This is a genomic window from Hoeflea sp. AS16 (assembly GCF_038900095.1).
Lineage (GTDB): Bacteria > Pseudomonadota > Alphaproteobacteria > Rhizobiales > Rhizobiaceae > Hoeflea.
Map to the genome: position 1 here is coordinate 82,290 of NZ_JBBMQQ010000002.1, position 19,196 is coordinate 101,485.

The following is a 19,196-nucleotide window of genomic DNA, read 5'->3' on the forward strand; positions in this document are numbered from 1 at the left end:
TTCTTACGCAATCGGGGTGGCGCCGTAAAGACAGGACAGGTTTGCCCGGTCCGGCCGATGCCGGCTGCGTGACGCGTTAACCGATCACCATGTCGTCGCGGTGGATCATGGCGGCACGGCCGGAGTAGCCGAGAATGGTTTCGATCTCGGTTGTCTTGCGCCCGGCGATGCGGCGTGCCTCGTCGGCATCATAGGCCGAAAGGCCACGGGCGATTTCGCGTCCTTGGGCATCACAGACCGCGACCGGGTCGCCACGGTGGAAGTCACCGGTCACGTCCCTGACACCGGCGGGCAGCAGGCTCTTGCCGGAACGCAGAGCCTTTTCGGCGCCTGCGTCGATGGTCAGCCTGCCTGCCGGGTCCAGCTGGCCGGCAATCCAGACCTTGCGCGCCGACTGCGGCGTTCCGGATGGCTGGAACCAGCTTGACCTGGCGCCCTGGTCAATGGCGGAGAGCGGGTGATCGGTCTTGCCCGAGGCGATGATCATGGCGCATCCGGCGCCGGTGGCGATCTTGCCGGCATCGATCTTGGTCTTCATGCCGCCACGCGAGAGTTCAGACCCGGCATCGCCGGCCATGGCCTCGATCTCCGGGGTGATTGCCTCGATGGTTTCAAGAAAGCGGGCGTCGGGATCAAGATGCGGCGGCGCGGTGTAAAGCCCGTCGATATCGGACATCAGCACCAGCAGGTCGGCGCCGGCCATGGTGGCGACGCGGGCAGCCAGCCGGTCATTGTCGCCATAGCGGATTTCGCTGGTGGCGACGGTGTCGTTCTCGTTGATGATCGGGACTGCGCCATGGCGCATCAGCTCGGCCATGGTGGCGCGGGCATTGAGATAGCGGCGGCGCTCCTCGGTGTCGCCGAGGGTGAGCAGGATCTGTCCGGCGACAATGCCGTGCGTGGAGAGGCTGGCCGACCAGGCGCGGGCCAGTGCAATCTGGCCGACCGCGGCTGCAGCCTGGCTTTCCTCAAGCCGCAGGGCGCCTGCGGGCAGGCCAAGCACGGTACGGCCCATGGCGATGGCGCCGGACGAGACCACCAGAACCTCGGCCCCGGCCTGTTTCAGGCCGGCAATGTCGGAGCAGAGCGATTCGAGCCAGGCGGCCTTGAGACCGCTTTTGCGGTCAACAAGCAGCGCCGAGCCGATCTTGATGACAATCCGCTTGTGCGCGGAGACCGGTTTGCGATTGCCTGACATCTTCAGTCTTTCGTATCGCCCTTGCCGCCGGTCCTGGCGACCTCTGCCGCATCATCTTCAGCCTTGGCGCCGACGATGACATCGCGCAGGGCGCGCAACGCGCCGGTCATGCCTTCGCCGGTGATGGCCGAGATTTCGTAAGGCGCGCGTCCGGCTGCCTTCTTCAGTGCCTTGACCTTGGCGGCGCGCTGTTCCGCGTCGACCACGTCGACCTGGCTCAGCGCCACGACTTCGGGCTTGTCGGAAATGCCGTGGCCATAGGCCTCAAGTTCGTGACGGACGGTCTTGTAGGCCTTGGCGACGTCTTCCTCCAGCGCCGAGACCAGATGCAACAGCACGCGGGTGCGCTCGACATGGCCGAGGAAACGGTCACCGATGCCGACGCCTTCATGGGCGCCCTCGATCAGGCCGGGGATGTCGGCAAGCACGAATTCGCGTCCGTCGATGGTGGCGACGCCGAGATTGGGGTGCAGCGTGGTGAAGGGATAATTGGCAATCTTCGGCCGCGCCCGGGTGACGGAAGCAAGGAAGGTTGACTTGCCGGCATTGGGAAGGCCGATCAGGCCGGCGTCGGCGATCAGCTTGAGCCTGAGCCAGATGGTCTTTTCCTGGCCTTCGAGGCCGGGATTGGCGTGGCGCGGGGCCTGGTTGGTGGCCGACTTGAAATGGGCATTGCCAAAACCGCCATTGCCGCCGGCGGCCAGACGGTAACGCTGGCCGACCTCGGTCAGGTCGCAGATCAGGGTCTCGTTGTCTTCCTCGAAGATCTGGGTTCCGGCCGGCACTTTCAGGGTGACACTGTCGCCGCCGGCGCCGGTGCGGTTGCGGCCCATGCCGTGACCGCCGGTCTTGGCCTTGAAATGCTGCTGAAAGCGGTAGTCGATCAGCGTGTTCAGCCCGTCGACGGCTTCCACCCAGACATCGCCGCCGCGGCCGCCATCGCCGCCATCGGGGCCGCCGAACTCGATGTATTTCTCGCGCCGGAACGAGACGCTGCCGGCGCCACCGTCGCCGGAGCGGATATAGACCTTGGTTTCATCGAGGAATTTCATCTGGCTTTACCGATCCGGGCTTTCAACGCGCCTGAAGCGTCGCGGGTTTATTCAACCGCACGACGGACGCTTCAGTGATTTACATCTGCCGCAGGATTTTTACCTTGAATCCTATCTTATTCAAGCAATCCCGCGGATACCGGGCTGGCGTGCGCCTCCGGCTTTGCGGGCATCGATAAACGCCTGAGGCTGCAAGGTCAAAGCCTATTGCTGCAGGTGGTAAAGGCCCGGGCCGGTGCCAGTCAGGGTTTGATGGCCTTTGCGCCAGCGAGCGTGGCGGCGAAATTGACCCTGACCCGGGCAATCGGCAAGGCGAATTTGGTCACCAGCGCGGTGTTTCGCAAGGTGCCGTCGTCCTTGAGCACGAGCTTGTCGTGAAAGCGGACAATGTTGGGCTTGCCACCGGGATTGAGATCAACCCGGTAGGTGAAGCGGGCGGTGTTGCCCGACAGGCGGACGGTGGTTTCGCCGACAACATCCTCGCGGGTGCCGGAATAGGTGGCCGGCCCGGTGCGGGTGAAGATCCAGGTCTTGGTGTCGCGTTCACCGTCGTCGTAGCGGAAATCCTCGCGCAGCGTCAGCACCTTGCCGCGGACATGACCGGTGAGATCAACGCGGAAGGCGCGGCTCAGCCCGGTGATGGCGCCAAATGAGCCGTAGGCGTAGGTCTTGCCCTTGAAGAAGTCCTCCAGCCGGAGATCGGCGGCGTGAACCGGCGAGGAGGCGAGGGCGGCAAAAAGCACAAGGGCGAGCGGGCGCAGAAGGGTCATGAGGGTATCCTTTCGGGAGTCATGATCCTTCTACGCCGTTTCGCCCGGGCCGGATTGCTCCGGTCAGCGGTTTTCAGGCTAGCGCTGGTTTGGCCGGTTTTCGTTCGACCAGCTTATCAGCGAAACCCAGGTCTTGCGATCGAGCCTGAACCATTCGACAGCGGCACTGGCATTGATGGCAAGCACATTGATCATGCCGGTTCCCTGGAACTGGAAGCCGCTTTTCTGCAGCACCCGGCGGGAGGCCGGGTTGATGACCCGGCAGCGGGCGTCAATATGCTCGATGTCGCGGGTGCGGAAGGCCATGTCGACGAGGGCATGAACAGCCTCGGTGGCGATGCTACGTCCCCAGAACGGCTCTCCGATCCAGTAGCCCAATTCGAGCGCCTTGCCGTCGGCCGTGGTTTCCAATGAGCAGCAACCAAGCAGTTTGCCGGTTTCGGTTTCTGTGATGGCGTAGACGCAATTGCCATTCCCGCGTTTGGCGGACGTTCGCACAAAGGTTTCGGCGTCCGCGCGGCCATAGGGATGCGGGATGCGGGATACCATGGTGGCGATGGCCGGATTGTCGGCGAGAATGGCAATTGCGTCGATGTCCTCGGCGTGGGGTGCGCGCAGGACGAGGTTTTCGGTCACCAGGACCGGACAATCATAGCTCGAGGCTGTCTGCTCGAAACTTTCGGTGTTGCTCGGGCTTATACAGTCACTGAGGTTGTCTCTGGGGGCCCGCGCACTGACGCTCGGGCCGGAAGCTGGTTCTTGTCTCATGGTCATTCTCCGGTTTTGGACAAAAAGAAAGGGGAGATGGTGTCCCATCTCCCCTTGTCTCTGTCCGGTAGTCCGGAGGATGCCTGCAAAGGCCGGGTCGATGAGACACCGGCTTGCAAAATGCGATCCGGCTTATTCCGCTGCTTCGGCTTTCGCCACAACGGACACATAGGTTCGGCCGTTGGCTGTCTTGCGAAAGTCAACATTGCCCGGCTGCACGGCAAAAATGGTGTGATCCTTGCCAATGCCCACGCCTGTGCCCGGATGCCACTTGGTTCCGCGCTGACGAATGATGATGTTGCCTGAAATCACGGCTTCGCCGCCGAACTTCTTCACGCCGAGGCGCTTGGAGTTCGAATCGCGACCGTTACGCGTGGAACCGCCAGCTTTTTTGTGTGCCATGGGTCTGCTCCTGTTCCGCCCCTTGGGGCGATTTTCTGTTTGCGGCTTTTGGCCGCCAGGGCCCGAACGGGCGGTTGATTACTTGGCGAGTGCCTTGGCCTGTTCGCGCCAATCCGAGATCTGTTCGGCGCTGAACGGCATGGCTTCGTCAATGCGGGTGATGTCGGCGTCGCTCAGAGCGGCAACCTGGGCAAAGGTGGTGATGCCCTGCTCGGCAAGCTGACCGGCTGCGACCGGGCCGATGCCCTTGATCTTGGTCAGGTTGTCAGGCTCGCCTGCCGGTGCGGTGAACAAGGGTGCAGCGGTGGCAGCAGCTTCGGTCTTCGCCGGAGCGGCGGCCTTTGCTTCAGCCTTGGGTGCGGCTTCCTTCTTCGCGGCAGCCTTCTTGGATGGCTTGGCGCCACCGGTCAGGATGTCGGTGATCTTGACGACAGTCTGGTGCTGGCGGTGACCGCGAATGCGCTTGGAGTTCTGGCGGCGACGCTTCTTGAAGGCCAGAACCTTGCGGGCACGGCCCTGCTCGACAACTTCGGCAACAACCATGGCGCCTTCAACGAAGGGGGTACCAACAGTTGCGCCGGCGCCTTCGCCGACCATGAGAATTTCGGTGAACTCGACGGAATCGCCAGCGGCGCCCTCGAGCTTTTCGATCGTCAGAACGTCATTGGCGGCGACGCGGTACTGCTTGCCACCGGTTTTAATGACTGCGAACATCTTTTGTCCTTTCGTGTTCGTCCGGCTCTCACCTTGCGGCGGGCCGTCTTTTTGCCAGTCGGAACGAATCGGCCGGGCCCATTGGGGACACTGCCGGGTGAAGCCTGTCCGGGTTCCGGTGTTCCGGATGGCCCAGACAAAGGCCAACGGCGCAGGAAGCCCCACGCCGCATTCGGGTCGCGAGATACGTGAGACAGGGTCTGGAGTCAAGCCAAATTGGCGGTTCGGGCCCGGTTTGGGGTGCGACAGGCAAACTTACCTCTTGTGCAAGCCGCGCTGCGAGGTTATGGAAGCGCCCGCGCACTGATGTTGCGCCGACCAAAGCGCGGAGAGGTGGCTGAGTGGTCGAAAGTACCGCACTCGAAATGCGGCGTGGGGGCAACTCCACCGTGGGTTCGAATCCCACCCTCTCCGCCATTTGTTTCTTCTATCTGTTGATAGTCCGAAGATCTCTTCACGAGACTTCCCCTTGCCAGGGTGCGGTGCCGGGATTGGCCTGATGACGGGTGCCGGCGTTGGCGTGTGTCCGAACCGAGAGTTGGCTGAAATTTCCCAGGTATGACCGAGGCCAGAATCCTGCCTTGCGGGATGCGGTTGCCGGCTGAGCTGTCCCGGTCAATCGTTGGCGTGACCCGGGTTGGGGTGAGGCATTGGCCGCGCCAAGCCGTGCGGGCGGAATGCCGTCAGAAAACAGCGCATTGGACAAGATGAAGTCAGACGGTCGGGGGAGACTGCGCGAAAGCACTCGCCTGCATACCCATAATATTATCTAATGCTTATTTAACGCATGCTTAAGTTGTGTGTTCTACTGTTATGGGACCAGTCGCATGAACAGATGAAGCAGCAACTGGCAAGACCGCCATGTCGGTTCTTCGCAATGATGGTGCCGGATGCGATTAGAACGGCTGTTATTGATGTGAAACATCGTTTCTCGCGTTGCGAATACGGTGTTTTCGAAACGCAGTCCGTTTTTTGTCACATCAGCACGAAAGGTCATTCACCGATGTTGAGCGTTGCATCGCAAATAGCGGATTTCAGCATCGGCGCATCCGCGCCCGAGGTAACGATTTTCCGCAATGCATCGCGGCCTTCCGTATGCGTGGTCGGAGACGGTGAATTTCTGCTTGCCGTGGCGCTCATCCTGGAGCCGCTGAACTACGCCCGGGACATAGCCGGAAGCAGCGGTGTTTCCGCCGCCCTTGAGAATGGCGATGGCGACACGATCGCGGTGATCGACGGTTCGATCCCGGACAGCCTGGAAATTTGCCAGGGCCTTGGCCAGAACCTTCCGAAAATCCTGGTTTCCTCCGAGGCATCGTTTTCGTTCCGTGTGAAGTGTGCCCGCTCGCATGTGAACACGATCATCAGCAATCCGGTCGACCAGGCGGAGCTCATTCACTGGCTCGAGCATCTGGGCGGGCAGTTCAGCGAACAGCCGGCATCCATCCTGCTGGTCGATGACGATCCGCTGGCGTCGGCGGTCTATGCGGAGCTGCTGCGGGCAAACGGCATGATCGTTTCCGTTCTGAACGACCCGCTCAAGATCATCCAGGCGATCGAGGGGGCCTTCTTCGATATCATCATCATGGACCTGCAGATGCCTGGCACCGATGGCATCGAGATTGCCAAGATCATCCGTCAGTTCCAGAGCCATCTTTCGATTCCGATCCTGTTCCTGTCATCGGAGGAAAACAAGCAGATCCAGATGACAGCGCGGCAATTCGGAGGCGATGATTTCATCTCCAAGCGCGATGACCTCGAAGCCCTGGTCGCTCTCATTCAGCTGCGGGTGCAGCGGGCGCGGGTGATGCGGTCGCTGATCGAGCGGGACGGTTTGACGGGGTTGCTCAATCACCGCCGGTTCAAGGAACGTGTCGAACATGAAATGGCGCGAACCAACCGCACAAACCTGAAATTCTGCGTCGCCATGATCGACGTCGATCACTTCAAGAAGGTCAACGACAGCTGGGGGCACCCGGTCGGCGATCACGTCCTGTCCGTTCTGGCGCGCACGCTGAGCGGCTGGGTCCGGAAGACGGATGTCGTCGGCAGGTATGGCGGCGAAGAATTCGCCGTACTGCTTCTCGACACCTCTCCGGAGGCGGTTTTCGAGGTTATGGAGAAATTCAGAAAGCATTTTGCGGCGATGGTTTTCGACGGCGGGCCGGAGACATTCTCGCTGACCGTGAGCATCGGGATCGCGGGAAGCGAGGCCAACAGCGATTCCGCGGCGCTATTCGCCGAAGCTGACCGCGCACTCTACCTGGCGAAGAACAATGGTCGCGACCAGGTGGTCATTGCACAGACCAGCGAAGCTGAAGCGCCGGCCGCAACACTGCCGGAAGAGCCGGCCGGGAGCATCAATGAAGCTCTCTAGGCGACGCGCTTTGTGCAGCCCGGACACTGAAGGCACTTGTTCGTTCCGAAGGATTGGATCAGGAAAATGAATATCGCCTATCAACAGGCTGCCAATGGCAGCGGGATTGTTCTTGATGGCCGTTCGGTCTGCATTGTCGATGACGACAATCTCTACCGGCAGCATCTGTCGGCACTGCTGGGGCAGGTCCACATCAGAACGCTGGAGGCAAGCGACGGGCGCAGCCTGGTGAGCGTGCTGGACAAGGAAATGCCCGACTGCATCCTGCTTGATTACAATCTCGACTCCGAGAACGGGTTCCGGCTGCATGAGCAGCTGAAGCTGCGCTTTCCGGATCTCGCCCCGGTGATCATGCTGTCGGCGGATGAATCCCAGCGCACGGCGATCAAGGCGTTTCGCATGGGGCTTTACGATTTTCTGCCAAAGCGCAACCTGCGGATCGAGGAGATCACGGTCGCGATCAGCAAATCCATTGCCCGCCATGACGTGGAATCATCGCGCGATGAAGAGGTCTCCGCGCTGCGCAGGAAGGCCAGGTTCGACGACCTGACCGGCATGTACAGCCGTGACGAACTCGACAAGAAGCTGGAGCTGGTTTCGGCCGCGGCCAAACGCAAGAACACGGTCTTCGCCATTCTCGCCATCCGGCTGGCCGAGTACAGGAAGATCTGCACGAATTTCGGCGTTGCCGATGCGGACAAGGCGCTTCGCGATTTTGCAGGCCGGATCCGGGCCAATATCCGCGAGGATGATTTCTGCGGCCGCCACGACGACAATACATTCTACTACGTAATGGACCGCAATACGTCGGAGGCGGGCCTGCGCGAGCGGGTGGAGCGGTTCGCCGAACAGCTCACTTTCTCACACCACATCAAGTCGGCAGAGCTCAAGATGTCGCCAATGATAGCGCTGGCCGCATCCGGCACCAATGGCGAGAGCCCGCAACAGATGGTTCAGTATCTCTCCGGCGAGCTTGATGCCCAGCAGGATGCACGGGGACCGGGCGAGGCGGCCGAGAACTGGAGTTCGCTGCCGGGCGCAGACCCGGAGGCTGACGGCGGTGCGGACGAGAAGGAAAGGCGCAACTCGCTGCGCATGAGAACCCTCCAGCCGGCATTCATTGCGCTTGAGGAGTGGTCATCGAAAATCAGCTGCACCGTGCGCAACACGTCCGACGGCGGAGCGCGCATACGGCTTGAGCGTCCTTTGGCGCTGCCGGAGTATTTTTTGATAAAGATCACCGTGTCGGGTTCATTCCGGCGGGTTCGGAAATGCTGGCACGTGAATGATGAAATCGGCATCGAATTCTGTGACGAGGCGAAATAGGCAGGCTTTTGCGCCAGCCTGGGCGAATGCCGAAACCGGCCTGGCGCTGCGCCAAGGCGGTGTCGAGAGTTGCGCACCGTTGCCAACAACAGGGAGAGCAAGCCCATGGGTAATCAAACGGCGACCGCCAGCAAGATGGATCAACTGCCCGAAGCTGCCCGCGACAGGATCGAGCAGCTGCGGCTGCTTTTCATCGAGAGATCGAAAGAGAACCTGGCGCAGATACGGCAACTGCTTGATGCGCGGAAAACCGCGAACGACCCGCGCTCGATCGACGAGGGCCTGATGACACTGGCGCACTCCCTGGTCGGAGCCTCCGGAATTTTCGGGTTTCCGGAATTGGGTGACAAGGCATTCAGGGTGGAAGCCACCTTGCGCAGTGCCGATTACCAGGAGGCGGATTTCGCCGAGGTGACAAGCGAGCTGATCGAGCAACTCGCTTTGCTCGGCTGACGCGTCGCAAGCGGCAGCCACCGGCGCCTGCCGTGGTTGACCTCGACCCGTGCCGGGATCTTCAAGATCTTGTCAGATGCCAGGCTTGTACCGCTGGTCGATCACTCGCGACAGAGATCCGGATGATCAATTGCCGGCGGATGTGAGCAGGGTCCGGGCTTGCTCGGCCAGTGTCATCGGGTCGAACGGTTTCGAGATAACGCTCGTCGCGCCCAGTTCCATGAACCGCTCGATGTCCTCGGACTGGGTTCTCGCGGTGATGAAAACCACCGGGATATCCGACGTCGCCGGTTCCTGCCGCAGCCGTGCCAGGGTTTCGGGTCCGTCCATGTCCGGCATCATCACATCCAGCAGGATCAGGTCGGGTGTCCATTGGGTCGCGGTTTCCAGTGCGCCTGCGCCCGAATCGCAGCTTCGCGCAGCAATGCCGGAATCCAGCTCAAGCGCCATCACCGCAATTTCACGAATGTCGTCTTCGTCATCGACATAGAGTATTTTCAGCGTCTCGGTCATGTTTCCCTTTCGGTGCTGGTGGGGTTCAGGCGGCCCTGCGCTACCGGTCCTGGAGTGCAAGCTGTTGCTCTGCGATGAGGGTCTCGATTTTCTCGATGATCCTGGGTTCGGAAGCGCGGGATTTGACCATTGCCGAGGCAACCGACTTTTCAACTTCGCTCGACACTTCGCTGGCCGACAGGATCATGACCGGAACCGGCGGATCGGCCAGATCGGTGATGGTTTCAAGCAGCTGGAGGCCGGACCCGTCCGGCAGTTCGATATCCAGCACGACAAGATCGAAGTGTCTTGTCCGCAGCAATTCTTCAGCGTCCTTCAATGTTGCTGCGGGCACCACCTCGATTTTTCCCTGCAGTGACATGGACAGGACCCGGCTGAGATCCTCGTCGTCCTCGATATGGAGAAGCGTCGGCGCCTCCCGCTGCTTGCAATGAAGCAGGCTGCGCTGGATATCCGCCTGGTTTACCCGGCCGGTCACATGCGCTTGCGAGGGTTGCGGCAACTCGACCCAGAAGGTCGTTTCCTTGCCCGGTTCCGAGTCAAAGCCGATGGTTCCGCCCATTCTCTCGACAATCTGCTTGCTGATATGAAGTCCCAGACCACTGCCGCCCTTGATCCGGGTCGAGGAGGAATCGCCCTGCGAGAACTTGCCGAATATCTGGGGCCGGAATTCGTCGGGAATTCCGGAGCCGTAATCCTTCACCGATATGCGGATCCGGTCATTGATGCACCGGGCCGAGACATCGACATGACTGCCCCTGTTGGAGAATTTTGCGGCATTGGAGAGAAGGTTTGCCATTACCTGGGCAAAACGCGCGGCATCGACATTCGAGGAGAGACCGGGATCGATGTCGGCAACCTTCAGCACCACGCCTAGCTTGTCGGCGTAGGGCTGGTTGACCTCGACAGCCTGACGCAGCAATTCGCCGAGCTCTTCCGGCTTCATTTCAAAGCGCATCTGACCGGACTCGATCTTGTCGATATCGAGAATGTCATTGATGAGAAGCGTGAGCCGTTCGCAATTCTTGTGCGCAATGTCGATGAGACGGTTCGCCTTTTCCGGCAGCTCCTTGGCCATCGGCCCGGCTGCCAGTCCCAAAGCGCCGCGGATGGACGTAAGAGGGGTTCGCAGTTCGTGGCTGACGATGGAAACAAAATCGGACTTCAAACGGTCGATTTCCTTCCGCTTGGTGATGTCGAGAATGACACCGAGATAGCCGGTGATCTGTTGGGTTTCATCGCGCATCGGGGTCACGGTCAACTCCACGGGAAGGTGCGAGCCGTCCTTGCGGATGTAGGTCCACTCGTTCTCGTCGATCCCGTGCAGATCTGTTTTTCTGGTGAAGACTTCGAAGCCCGGTTCGACCGGAACACCGAGTTCGGTTGACAGGGCCTGAGCCCGCTCCATGACCTCGGTCTGGTCGTGCCACAAGGCCGGCGTCTGCTTGCCGACAACTTCCTCGGCGGTGTAACCCAGAACGGTTTCGGCAGCCTCGTTGAAAACCATCACGTTGCCATGCAGGTCGGTGGCGATGATCATGTATTCGGTGCTGGCCAGGATGGCTGACTTGAGCGTGTTGGATTCATGCAGCGCCTGGGCCGCGGCCACGGCTTCGCTGGTGTCGCGGATGGTTCCGACAAAGGTGCGCTTGCCGTCGAGGTTCATTTCATTGACGGAAAGATCGATCGGGAAAACCGACCCGTCCTTTCGCGATGCGCTGACCTGCCGGTCGGTGCCGATGATTTTTCGCTCGCCCGAGGTCAGGTATCTGTTCAGGTAGCCATCATGATCAGCCCGGTAGGGCATAGGCATCAGCATATTGATGTTCTTGCCGAGAATTTCCGCCTTTGAATATCCGAACAGCCGAAGCCCGGCCGGGTTGATGGTTTCGATCAGGCCTTCCGAATTGATAGTCAGAACGCCGTCGGAGACGGTGTTCATCACTGTCGAGTTCCGGGTCGCTTCTTCCTTGATGAGGGCGTTGGATTTTTCCAGATATGCAGTCTTCAATCGTGACAGCAATGTCATGTGCGCCGTCATCGCCGACAGGATCGCAATCAGGAAACCGGCGATCAGGACGACACTGGGAAGCTGGGTGCGTTGTGATCTGACGAACTCCGATGTCGGAGTTGTTTCAAGGATCCATTTCTTGTTCAGGATCTGGACTGCCATTTCGAAGGTCCAGCCGTCCTCCGTGGCTTGCGTCTGGTTGCCGAACATGAACTGGGTCTGGCCGTTGTGGGTAATCCGGAACTGGTACCTTTCCAGGACTTCGTGCGAAACATTGCCGTCGAAGAACTCGGCGACCGAGAAAACGCTTGCGAGATAGCCGCTGGAAACATCCGTCCCGGTGAGCGGGAAGTAGGCGACCAGCGCGCTGTCCTTCGCGGTCGTTACAACCGGCGCGCTCAGTCTCGGGTTGTCGTGTCGGATGGCGTTGCGGCCGAGCTGTCCGTTCGATCCCTGCAGAATTGCGTCAACCCAGACGGTGCGTTCATTGCGCGGCGATTGTTCGAATTGCAGCACCGAGCCTTCAGCACCGATCCTGGCAAGGACCCGCAACCCCTTCAGGTCCTCGAGGTAGTTATGGGCGTCCGCCTGCCAAAGCTCTGCCGATTGCCCCTGGGCGAGCTCCAGCCTGCCGACCATGCGTTTGAGCGCCGACATCTTGCTTTCGATCTCTGCAGCGACGAGCAAATCGTTTCTGTGCGTCTCGCTGCTGATCAGGGCCTGGATATTGTGCAATTCCTTGTCGGTGAGCGCTGAGTAGAGGGAGATGGAACCCACCGCGAGGACCGAGAACACCACGGCAGGCAGGATCATGACTTTCCGGCCCAGCATGCTCTCGAAGGTTTCGGTTCGCCAGATTGTCGTGACAAACAGGAACATCGCCAGGAGGAACGTGATCAGAAGCCCGCCGGCCAGGACCAGAATGGGATTGGTGTTGCGCGAGCTTTGCTCGAATCCAAGCGTGCTTTCCCAGACAATCAGCCATTTTTGCTGCATCACCTCGATCTGTTCACGCTTTGAAAAAGCAGGCGCGGAATCTTCGGTATGGCCGTTCCGGCTGTTGTAGATCAGCGCCGCCGGATCCTCGGTGTCACCGTCGTAAACCCGCATGTTGAGCGTGTTTCCCTGGCTTTCGGTGAGACCGTTCATGAAGTTCCTGGCGCTGAAGGGAGCATAGATCCAGCCGTCAAAAACGGAGTTTTCCTCGGTCGATGCGCCAGGCCCGGCTGCGGTATTGTACATCGGGTAGAGAAGCAGGAAACCGGGTGTTTTTTCCTCGTCCTGAACCAGGATGATGCGCTTCGTGATTGCCGGTTTTCCCGTGTCCCGTGACAGGTCGGCTGCCTGTTTCCGGTTTTCCTCGAAGGCAATGTTCAGCCCCAAAGCCTGCAGGTTGATCTTTTCCGGTTCGATGTAGGTAATGATGTAGTTGCCGTCCTTCACATCCCTGGGGTGAAGCTCGAAGGTCGGGGCGCCATCGTCACGTGTCGCCTGCACATAGTTGTCCAGTTCCCCGGGAGCCTTCGACGCGATCCATCCCAGGCCGTTGATGCCGGGAAGGCTTTCTTCAATGCGCAGCATGTCGACATAGCGGCGCCACTCGTCGCGGGTTATCCGCTGAGATCCCTGGAAAAAGGCAACCCCGCCAAGAAGGGCATTGTCATAGGAGATGATGCGGCTCAGGAGTGCCTTCTTGCTCTCTATGGTCAGCGCCTCAAACTGGATGTTGCCATTGTTTGCTGCGGCTTCGGAGGAGATATTCCAGGCGTAAAACGTCAAGCCAAGCGGGACGAGCACGATCAGCATGGCCGCCAACGGCAATTTGTCGAGGAAGTTGCCGCGCCATGTGAGCCTTTGCGGCGTGCCGGGGGCCATCATCATCAAGGGCAGGAACACGATGATGCCGAAGACATCGCCGGACCACCATGTCAGCCAGTTTTCGAGAACCTGGTCGGCGGGCAGAACTCCGGCGTAAAACAAGGCCATAACGCCGGTTGTGGCCGCCACGACACAGGTAACCGGACCGGCGACGATGAAAAGCAGCAACACTTCACGCAGCCGGTTGAAATTCAGCGGAAGCCCGATGAAGCGCCTTACCAGGGCGTAGCCGGCGAGTGATTGCAGGGTTGACCCGGTCGCGATCGCAAATGCGGTCAGCGCTTTCTCGGGAGCCAGCCCTGTCCCGGCGGAATAGGCACCGGAAATGTAGCTGTTGAGCAGAAACGATCCCAGAAGGATTGCCGGCCATAGCCGCCAGCCGAAGATGATCAGCGCGCCCAGAGCAATCCCCGATGGGGGCCAGATCACCGTGGCGTAGCCTGGCGGAACCGCGAGCAACAGGCCGAGCCGTCCTGATGCAAAATAGAGAACGGCAACCAGAAATGTCCGTGCCAGGAAAATGGCGATACCGTTCTGCATCATGTCGTAGCGTTCGCTCTCGGTCTTGTGTCCGTCCCATTCAACGAACGCGGAACCCGGCAAACTGACGATTTTATATTAATTTTAGCTTATGTTTGAGATCCTAATAAACCACTGGAAACCGCAATTACTTGTGGTCTGCCGTTTGATTGCTTGTAGAGTTCGGAACCGTTGCGGGTGCGAAGCCAGATCGGGCGCGCGGTGAGGTCATCATCGAAGAAGTGTGAGCCGGGCTCCAGTTGCCGCGCAAAACAGGTGAGGCAGCCTGTCACAAGGATCGCTTTCCAGCAGGAATGCAGCGGATGTATCGAGGCGCGTCTTCGCGTCATTGGTGCAATCAAGTGTTAACCACCGTGAAATCTTCCGGGCGATACTGGCCGGAAAACGTGCAATTTGGGTCTTCGTAAAGAAAATAAACAGTAGCTTGTGCTGTTATGTCGGGGTTGCATGCGAAGGAATAGTTGATGCCAGCAAAACGCGAGTCCGATTTATCGGCGTTGCAAACCGAGATACTTGAGGCCGTGGCCACAGGCAGCGCTTTTGCGCGGGTTGCGGATACCTTGTGCCAGCGTGCCGAGGCGCTGGCGCCAGGTGCAATCTGCACAATTGCCGCTATTGATGCCGAGGGCCTGATCCATCCGGTGGCCGGGCCCAGCCTGCCTGAATCCTACGGTATAGCGCTCGACGGTTCTGCCATCGGGCCGGAGGTCGGCTCCTGCGGAACCGCCGCCTATTTCGGCGTCCCGGTTGAAGTGACGGATATCGCCACGGATATTCGCTGGAAGGATTACGGTGACCTTGCGTTGCCGCTGGGGCTGAAGGCCTGCTGGTCCAGCCCGATCAAGTCGCCCGAAGGCCGGGTGGTTGGCACCTTCGCCTTCTATTACCGGGAGCCGCGCGGGCCGAGCGAGATGGAACGCCAGCTCGTCGCAACCTGCGTTCACCTGTGTTCCATTGCCATGGAACGGGCCGAAGTCAGCCGCCGGCTGCGGCATCTGGCCTATCATGACCAGTTGACCGGCCTGTCCAACCGGTATGCGTTTGAAGAAGAATTCACGGAAAAGATGACCGCTCCGGCAAGCCGCTTCGGCTTGTTGCTTCTGGACATGGACAATCTCAAGCAGGTCAATGACAGCATGGGCCATTCGGTCGGCGATGGTCTGATCCGCGAAGTCGGCCGCCGGCTTGCTGCGGTGAGTGCGGGTGCCTGTGTCTACCGGCTTGGCGGCGACGAGTTTGCCGTCCTGTGCCCCGATTGCAAAGATGCCGATTCACTGGCGGTGCTGGCAGAGCGCCTGATGAGCCAGATGGACGCGCCTTACGAATGCGATGGCAACACGATCGTGCCGCAAGTGACCATTGGCGGGGTTCTGAGCAACACGGATGGCGCCAGCGCCGATGAGTTGCGGCAGAATGCCGACCTGGCGCTTTACCACGCCAAGCATACGGCAAGAGGCGGGTTCATCCATTTCCACCCCGGCTTGCGTACCTCAATCCAGTGCCGCACCGAACAGACCGCCATGCTGGGCAAGGCGCTGGACGAAGGCCGGGTGTTCGCCCATTTCCAGCCGGTCGTCTGCATTCGACGGGCCAGGATCGTCGGTGTCGAGGCGCTTGCGCGGATCCGGACCGACGAGGGAGAGATCATCAGCGCCGGTTCCTTCGCCATGGGGCTGACCGATTCAAAGAACGCCTTTCGCCTGGCCAGTTGCATGGTCGAGCAGATAGCGGCGGCCATGCGCGGCTGGATCGATGAAGGGCTTGAGCTGCGCCACGTCGCACTCAACCTTTCGACCATCGACTTTCAGCGCGGCGATCTCGAGCAGCGCCTGCGTGCGGCTTTCGACAAGTACAATGTGCCGCTGCGCTATCTCCAGATCGAAGTCACCGAAAACGTGCTGATGGACCAGAACGTGGCCAACCAGGTTGCGCGGCTGAGAGCGCAGGGCATGCAGGTCGCGCTTGACGATTTCGGAACCGGTTTCGCGTCGCTCAGCCACCTGAAGGACTTTCCGCTCGACTACATCAAGATCGACAAGTCCTTTGTCGACAGCCTGCTTACGGATATTGCCTGTGGCGCCATTGTCGAAGCGCTGATCAGCATGGCGCACAAAATGCAGATCGGCATTATCGCCGAGGGGATCGAAACCGCCGAGCAGGCCGAGCGCCTGCTCGAAATCGGCTGTCCGCTGGGGCAGGGCTATCACTATTTCCGTCCCGTCGATGGCGAGACCATCACCACATTGCTGCGATCCCTTGATGGCAAGGCTCCGGCAGATGCGACCGGCACAGAGCCGTTGCGCAATTCCGCCTGAAGCCAAACCGCCCGCAGGATTCCCCTGAGGTCCGGGATGATGTTGCGGGCATTTGTCTGCTGGTTGTTCCTTATGCTTCGATATCGAACAAAACGATCCGGCATCATTTTGTGACGCCCGGTGACCGGGTGCAGTCAGGCGGCCCTGGCTTCGGGGCCGGGGAGCGTGGGCGTCGTGGGCCAGGACCGGCGCCACCCAAGAATTGTTGACCGGTAAAGCTGTTGTCCGTAGGGATGTTTTTCAGGCCGCCCCGCGAAACTATTCGAGTCGTTGAAATTCAAGGTTGAGGGGCGGCATGGCAGCAGTCTGGAGTGAACCATGAGCCTTGACGAGTCGAATCCGGCGCAACCTCCCGAGGCGAAGCGCAAGCGCGGCCAGGGCGTCGGTGCTGTCTACGAGACGCTCAAGCACGAGATCCTGAACCTGACGCTGGAGCCCGGCAGTCCGGTTGACGAGGTCAAGCTCGCCGAACGGTTCGGCATTTCGCGAACCCCGGTGCGCGAGGCGATGGTCAAGCTTGCCGGTGAAGGGCTGGTGGTCACGCTGCCGAACCGGTTCACCATTGTCGCGCCGATCGACTTTCCCAACCTGTCACAGTTTTTCGATGCGCTGTCGCTGATGTACCGGGTTACCACCCGGCTGGCCGCGGCGAACCGGACGGAAGAGGAGCTGGCGGCGATCCGGGAATTGCAGGACGGCTATACAAAGGCTGTCGAGGCCAGCGATGTGCCGGCGATGATCGAGGTCAACCGCAATTTCCATGCGGCGATCGCCCGCGCGGGCAAGAATCGGTATTACACCAAGCTGTTCATCCGGCTGCTCGACGAGGGGCGGCGGCTGCTGCGGCTCTACTATTCATCCTACAACGACCAGCTTCCGCGGATCTATCTGCAGGAACACGAAGACATGCTGGCGGCGATTGCGCAGCAGGATATCGAGGCCGCCGACAGGGTTGCCCGGGCACATGCCGAGCAGATCGTCCGGCAGATCCAGACCGCCATAGTCGAAGACCGTCGCCTGAATGCGGACATAAGTCTCTAATTTTACAATCGAAAACGGAGTGTTCCGGACCGCCTTGCGGCCAGCATTGCGGCGGATTTCTGCCGTTTGAAATTACCACATATTAATTGTCGACAACAAAAATACATTTATCTATAGTTTCCCTGTCTCCGGAGAGAGGCGCACGCGACGGGCTTTCGTTGAGGCGAGACCTGTTGCCGGTCAGAACACCATCAACCGTCCGCGTTGCTGCGCGGTCAGAACACAGAGGGTTCCATGTTTAAGAAAATCAGAAAGTGGGCGCTGGTCTCCATGCTATCTGTCGTGGCGATGCCGGCAGTTGCCCAGGAAGTTACGTGGCAGGTGCCGACATCGGTCCCGGAGGGCTCGCCCTTCTATGTCAATTTCCTTGAGCGTTTCGCCGAGAACGTCGACGTTCTCACCAATGGCCGCGTGCTGATCGAACCGTTCGGCGCAGGCGTTCTGGTTCCCGCGCTGCAGGTTTATGACGGCGTCCGCGACGGCATCATCCAGGCCGGTCACTCGACCCCGAGCTATCTCGTCAACCAGGATCCGGTCAACGCGATCTTCGCCGGCTTCCCCGGCGGCATGGGTCCTGAAGCCTATGTCACCTGGATCTACGAGAAGGGCGGCAAGGAAAAACTCGCCGAACTGCGCGCCAAGGAAGGCTTCAAGAACCTGATCGTCGGCATCGGTTCGTCGGAAGTGATGGCGCATTCGAACGTGCCGATCACCAAGGCCGAAGACCTCAAGGGCATGAAATACCGCACCTCCGGTCCATGGGCCAAGGTGATGGAAGAGTACTTTGGCGCGGTGCCGACCGTTGTTCCCCCGGGCGAAATCTACACGCTGCTGCAGCGCAAGGGCGTTGACCTGATCGAATGGGGTCCTCCGTCGGCCAACCTACCTGAAGGTTTCCATGAAGCGGCCAAGTACATCATCGTTCCGGGCGTGCACCAGCCGACCTTCCTGTGGGAAGTCGTGTTGAAGCAGGAAACCTGGGATGCGCTTCCCGATGATCTCAAGCCGCTGCTGGAGAAGGCTGCGGAACTGACAACCATGCAGGCGCTGTTGCATTTCTATGGCGACGACGTCGTGGCGATGGACACGTACCGCAAGGGCAAGAACGAGGTGATCACGCTGTCGCCCGAGTTCATCAAGCAGTTGTCCGACGCCGGTGTTGACTGGATCTCGAAGACAGCCGAGGCCCAGAAAGCCGAAGGCAAGGCCGAAATGGCCGACATCCTTGCCGATTACATGGCTTTCAAGACATTGTGGTCCGCCGAAAGCAGCTACCTGGTCCGCAACCAGGACTAACCGAGACAACGGAACCCACCGTCATGACCAGGCTTTTCAAACTTGTCGACGCATTTTCCCGTCTGCTGTCCTGGATCGCCCAAATCGTGACGGTGGTTCTGGTTATCTCGATGATCTACGAAGTGGCGGCGCGCTACGTGTTCAACGCGCCGACCATCTGGGCCTTCGATATCTCCTACATGTGCACGGGCACGCTGTTCGTTCTCGGCGCGGCCTACGCGCTGAAGGAAGACGCCCATGTGCGGATCGATTTTCTTGCCCAGAAAATGCCGATCGCGATCCGGCGCAAACTTGAAGGTTTCGTGTTCGTGTTCCTCATCGCGCCGATCTTCGGCGGGCTTTCCAAGTTCGCGGTCGAGCGGGCCTGGCGCGCCTGGGTGACCTCCGAGGTCGAGAATGTCAGCCCCTGGGCGCCGGTGATGTGGCCGTTCTTCGCAATTCTGGCCATCGGTCTGGTGGCGCTGACCCTGCAACAGCTGGTCCATGGCCTGCGGGTGTTCCGCGGCGAAGAAGACCAGCCGTTCAAACTGGAAGCCTGATCC

The 19,196-nt window shown here is 60.1% G+C and carries 15 protein-coding genes and 1 tRNA gene; 8 read left to right on the forward strand and 8 right to left on the reverse strand.

Annotation, left to right across the window (positions count from 1 at the left end; all coding sequences use genetic code 11):
- Window positions 1–76 precede the first annotated feature (76 nt).
- The 6 genes from proB to WNY80_RS05770 all read right to left on the reverse strand — a co-directional run bounded on the left by proB (window position 77) and on the right by WNY80_RS05770 (window position 4,904).
- Window positions 77–1,198 (reverse strand): glutamate 5-kinase, encoded by a 1,122-nt coding sequence (gene proB, locus WNY80_RS05745; RefSeq protein WP_342886406.1) that lies wholly within the window; start codon window positions 1,196–1,198, stop codon window positions 77–79.
- A 2-nt stretch (window positions 1,199–1,200) separates the two neighbouring features.
- Window positions 1,201–2,250, reverse strand: a complete 1,050-nt coding sequence (gene obgE, locus WNY80_RS05750) for a GTPase ObgE (RefSeq protein ID WP_342886407.1) — start codon at window positions 2,248–2,250, stop codon at window positions 1,201–1,203.
- A gap of 242 nt (window positions 2,251–2,492) precedes the next feature.
- On the reverse strand, window positions 2,493–3,020 hold the full coding sequence (locus WNY80_RS05755; protein ID WP_342886408.1) for a DUF3833 family protein: 528 nt from the start codon (window positions 3,018–3,020) through the stop codon (window positions 2,493–2,495).
- 78 nt (window positions 3,021–3,098) lie between these two features.
- The gene (locus WNY80_RS05760; RefSeq protein ID WP_342886409.1) at window positions 3,099–3,794 is read right to left on the reverse strand and encodes a GNAT family protein; all 696 of its coding nucleotides are present in this window, start codon (window positions 3,792–3,794) and stop codon (window positions 3,099–3,101) included.
- A 126-nt stretch (window positions 3,795–3,920) separates the two neighbouring features.
- Window positions 3,921–4,190, reverse strand: a complete 270-nt coding sequence (rpmA, locus tag WNY80_RS05765; protein ID WP_342886410.1) for a 50S ribosomal protein L27 — start codon at window positions 4,188–4,190, stop codon at window positions 3,921–3,923.
- Window positions 4,191–4,268: 78 nt separating this feature from the next.
- Window positions 4,269–4,904, reverse strand: coding sequence for a 50S ribosomal protein L21 (locus tag WNY80_RS05770; RefSeq protein ID WP_342886411.1), 636 nt, complete (start codon window positions 4,902–4,904; stop codon window positions 4,269–4,271).
- A gap of 327 nt (window positions 4,905–5,231) precedes the next feature.
- Here WNY80_RS05770 and WNY80_RS05775 point away from each other — a divergent pair.
- The 4 genes from WNY80_RS05775 (at window position 5,232) to WNY80_RS05790 (ending at window position 9,060) form a co-directional block, all read left to right on the forward strand.
- A tRNA-Ser gene (locus WNY80_RS05775) sits at window positions 5,232–5,321 on the forward strand.
- Window positions 5,322–5,907: 586 nt separating this feature from the next.
- The gene (locus WNY80_RS05780) at window positions 5,908–7,281 is read left to right on the forward strand and encodes a diguanylate cyclase (RefSeq protein WP_342886412.1); all 1,374 of its coding nucleotides are present in this window, start codon (window positions 5,908–5,910) and stop codon (window positions 7,279–7,281) included.
- Window positions 7,282–7,347: 66 nt separating this feature from the next.
- Window positions 7,348–8,607, forward strand: a complete 1,260-nt coding sequence (locus tag WNY80_RS05785) for a response regulator (RefSeq protein WP_342886413.1) — start codon at window positions 7,348–7,350, stop codon at window positions 8,605–8,607.
- A 105-nt stretch (window positions 8,608–8,712) separates the two neighbouring features.
- Window positions 8,713–9,060 (forward strand): Hpt domain-containing protein, encoded by a 348-nt coding sequence (locus WNY80_RS05790; RefSeq protein WP_342886414.1) that lies wholly within the window; start codon window positions 8,713–8,715, stop codon window positions 9,058–9,060.
- A gap of 126 nt (window positions 9,061–9,186) precedes the next feature.
- Here WNY80_RS05790 and WNY80_RS05795 read toward each other — a convergent pair whose 3' ends face one another.
- On the reverse strand, window positions 9,187–9,573 hold the full coding sequence (locus tag WNY80_RS05795) for a response regulator (protein WP_342886415.1): 387 nt from the start codon (window positions 9,571–9,573) through the stop codon (window positions 9,187–9,189).
- Window positions 9,574–9,613: 40 nt separating this feature from the next.
- The gene (locus WNY80_RS05800; protein ID WP_342886416.1) at window positions 9,614–14,065 is read right to left on the reverse strand and encodes a CHASE domain-containing protein; all 4,452 of its coding nucleotides are present in this window, start codon (window positions 14,063–14,065) and stop codon (window positions 9,614–9,616) included.
- Window positions 14,066–14,466: 401 nt separating this feature from the next.
- On the opposite strand from WNY80_RS05800, the gene WNY80_RS05805 reads away from it, so the two are divergent.
- The 4 genes from WNY80_RS05805 to WNY80_RS05820 all read left to right on the forward strand — a co-directional run bounded on the left by WNY80_RS05805 (window position 14,467) and on the right by WNY80_RS05820 (window position 19,193).
- On the forward strand, window positions 14,467–16,317 hold the full coding sequence (locus tag WNY80_RS05805) for an EAL domain-containing protein (RefSeq protein ID WP_342886417.1): 1,851 nt from the start codon (window positions 14,467–14,469) through the stop codon (window positions 16,315–16,317).
- A 318-nt stretch (window positions 16,318–16,635) separates the two neighbouring features.
- On the forward strand, window positions 16,636–17,358 hold the full coding sequence (locus WNY80_RS05810) for a GntR family transcriptional regulator (RefSeq protein WP_342886418.1): 723 nt from the start codon (window positions 16,636–16,638) through the stop codon (window positions 17,356–17,358).
- A gap of 234 nt (window positions 17,359–17,592) precedes the next feature.
- Complete coding sequence (gene dctP, locus WNY80_RS05815; protein ID WP_342886419.1) at window positions 17,593–18,654, forward strand: TRAP transporter substrate-binding protein DctP; 1,062 nt, start codon at window positions 17,593–17,595, stop codon at window positions 18,652–18,654.
- A 23-nt stretch (window positions 18,655–18,677) separates the two neighbouring features.
- Window positions 18,678–19,193, forward strand: a complete 516-nt coding sequence (locus tag WNY80_RS05820) for a TRAP transporter small permease subunit (RefSeq protein ID WP_342886420.1) — start codon at window positions 18,678–18,680, stop codon at window positions 19,191–19,193.
- The last annotated feature ends 3 nt before the right edge of the window (window positions 19,194–19,196 follow it).

Bases quoted from the DNA above. Each gene is read 5' to 3' on its own strand.
- WNY80_RS05780 (WP_342886412.1), top strand. From the start codon at position 5,908: ATGTTGAGCGTTGCATCGCAAATAGCGGATTTCAGCATCGGCGCATCC.
- WNY80_RS05805 (WP_342886417.1), top strand. From the start codon at position 14,467: ATGCCAGCAAAACGCGAGTCCGATTTATCGGCGTTGCAAACCGAGATA.
- obgE (WP_342886407.1), bottom strand. From the start codon at position 2,250: ATGAAATTCCTCGATGAAACCAAGGTCTATATCCGCTCCGGCGACGGT.
- WNY80_RS05785 (WP_342886413.1), top strand. From the start codon at position 7,348: ATGAATATCGCCTATCAACAGGCTGCCAATGGCAGCGGGATTGTTCTT.
- rpmA (WP_342886410.1), bottom strand. From the start codon at position 4,190: ATGGCACACAAAAAAGCTGGCGGTTCCACGCGTAACGGTCGCGATTCG.
- WNY80_RS05770 (WP_342886411.1), bottom strand. From the start codon at position 4,904: ATGTTCGCAGTCATTAAAACCGGTGGCAAGCAGTACCGCGTCGCCGCC.
- WNY80_RS05810 (WP_342886418.1), top strand. From the start codon at position 16,636: ATGAGCCTTGACGAGTCGAATCCGGCGCAACCTCCCGAGGCGAAGCGC.
- WNY80_RS05795 (WP_342886415.1), bottom strand. From the start codon at position 9,573: ATGACCGAGACGCTGAAAATACTCTATGTCGATGACGAAGACGACATT.
- WNY80_RS05790 (WP_342886414.1), top strand. From the start codon at position 8,713: ATGGGTAATCAAACGGCGACCGCCAGCAAGATGGATCAACTGCCCGAA.
- WNY80_RS05755 (WP_342886408.1), bottom strand. From the start codon at position 3,020: ATGACCCTTCTGCGCCCGCTCGCCCTTGTGCTTTTTGCCGCCCTCGCC.
- dctP (WP_342886419.1), top strand. From the start codon at position 17,593: ATGTTTAAGAAAATCAGAAAGTGGGCGCTGGTCTCCATGCTATCTGTC.
- WNY80_RS05820 (WP_342886420.1), top strand. From the start codon at position 18,678: ATGACCAGGCTTTTCAAACTTGTCGACGCATTTTCCCGTCTGCTGTCC.
- proB (WP_342886406.1), bottom strand. From the start codon at position 1,198: ATGTCAGGCAATCGCAAACCGGTCTCCGCGCACAAGCGGATTGTCATC.
- WNY80_RS05760 (WP_342886409.1), bottom strand. From the start codon at position 3,794: ATGACCATGAGACAAGAACCAGCTTCCGGCCCGAGCGTCAGTGCGCGG.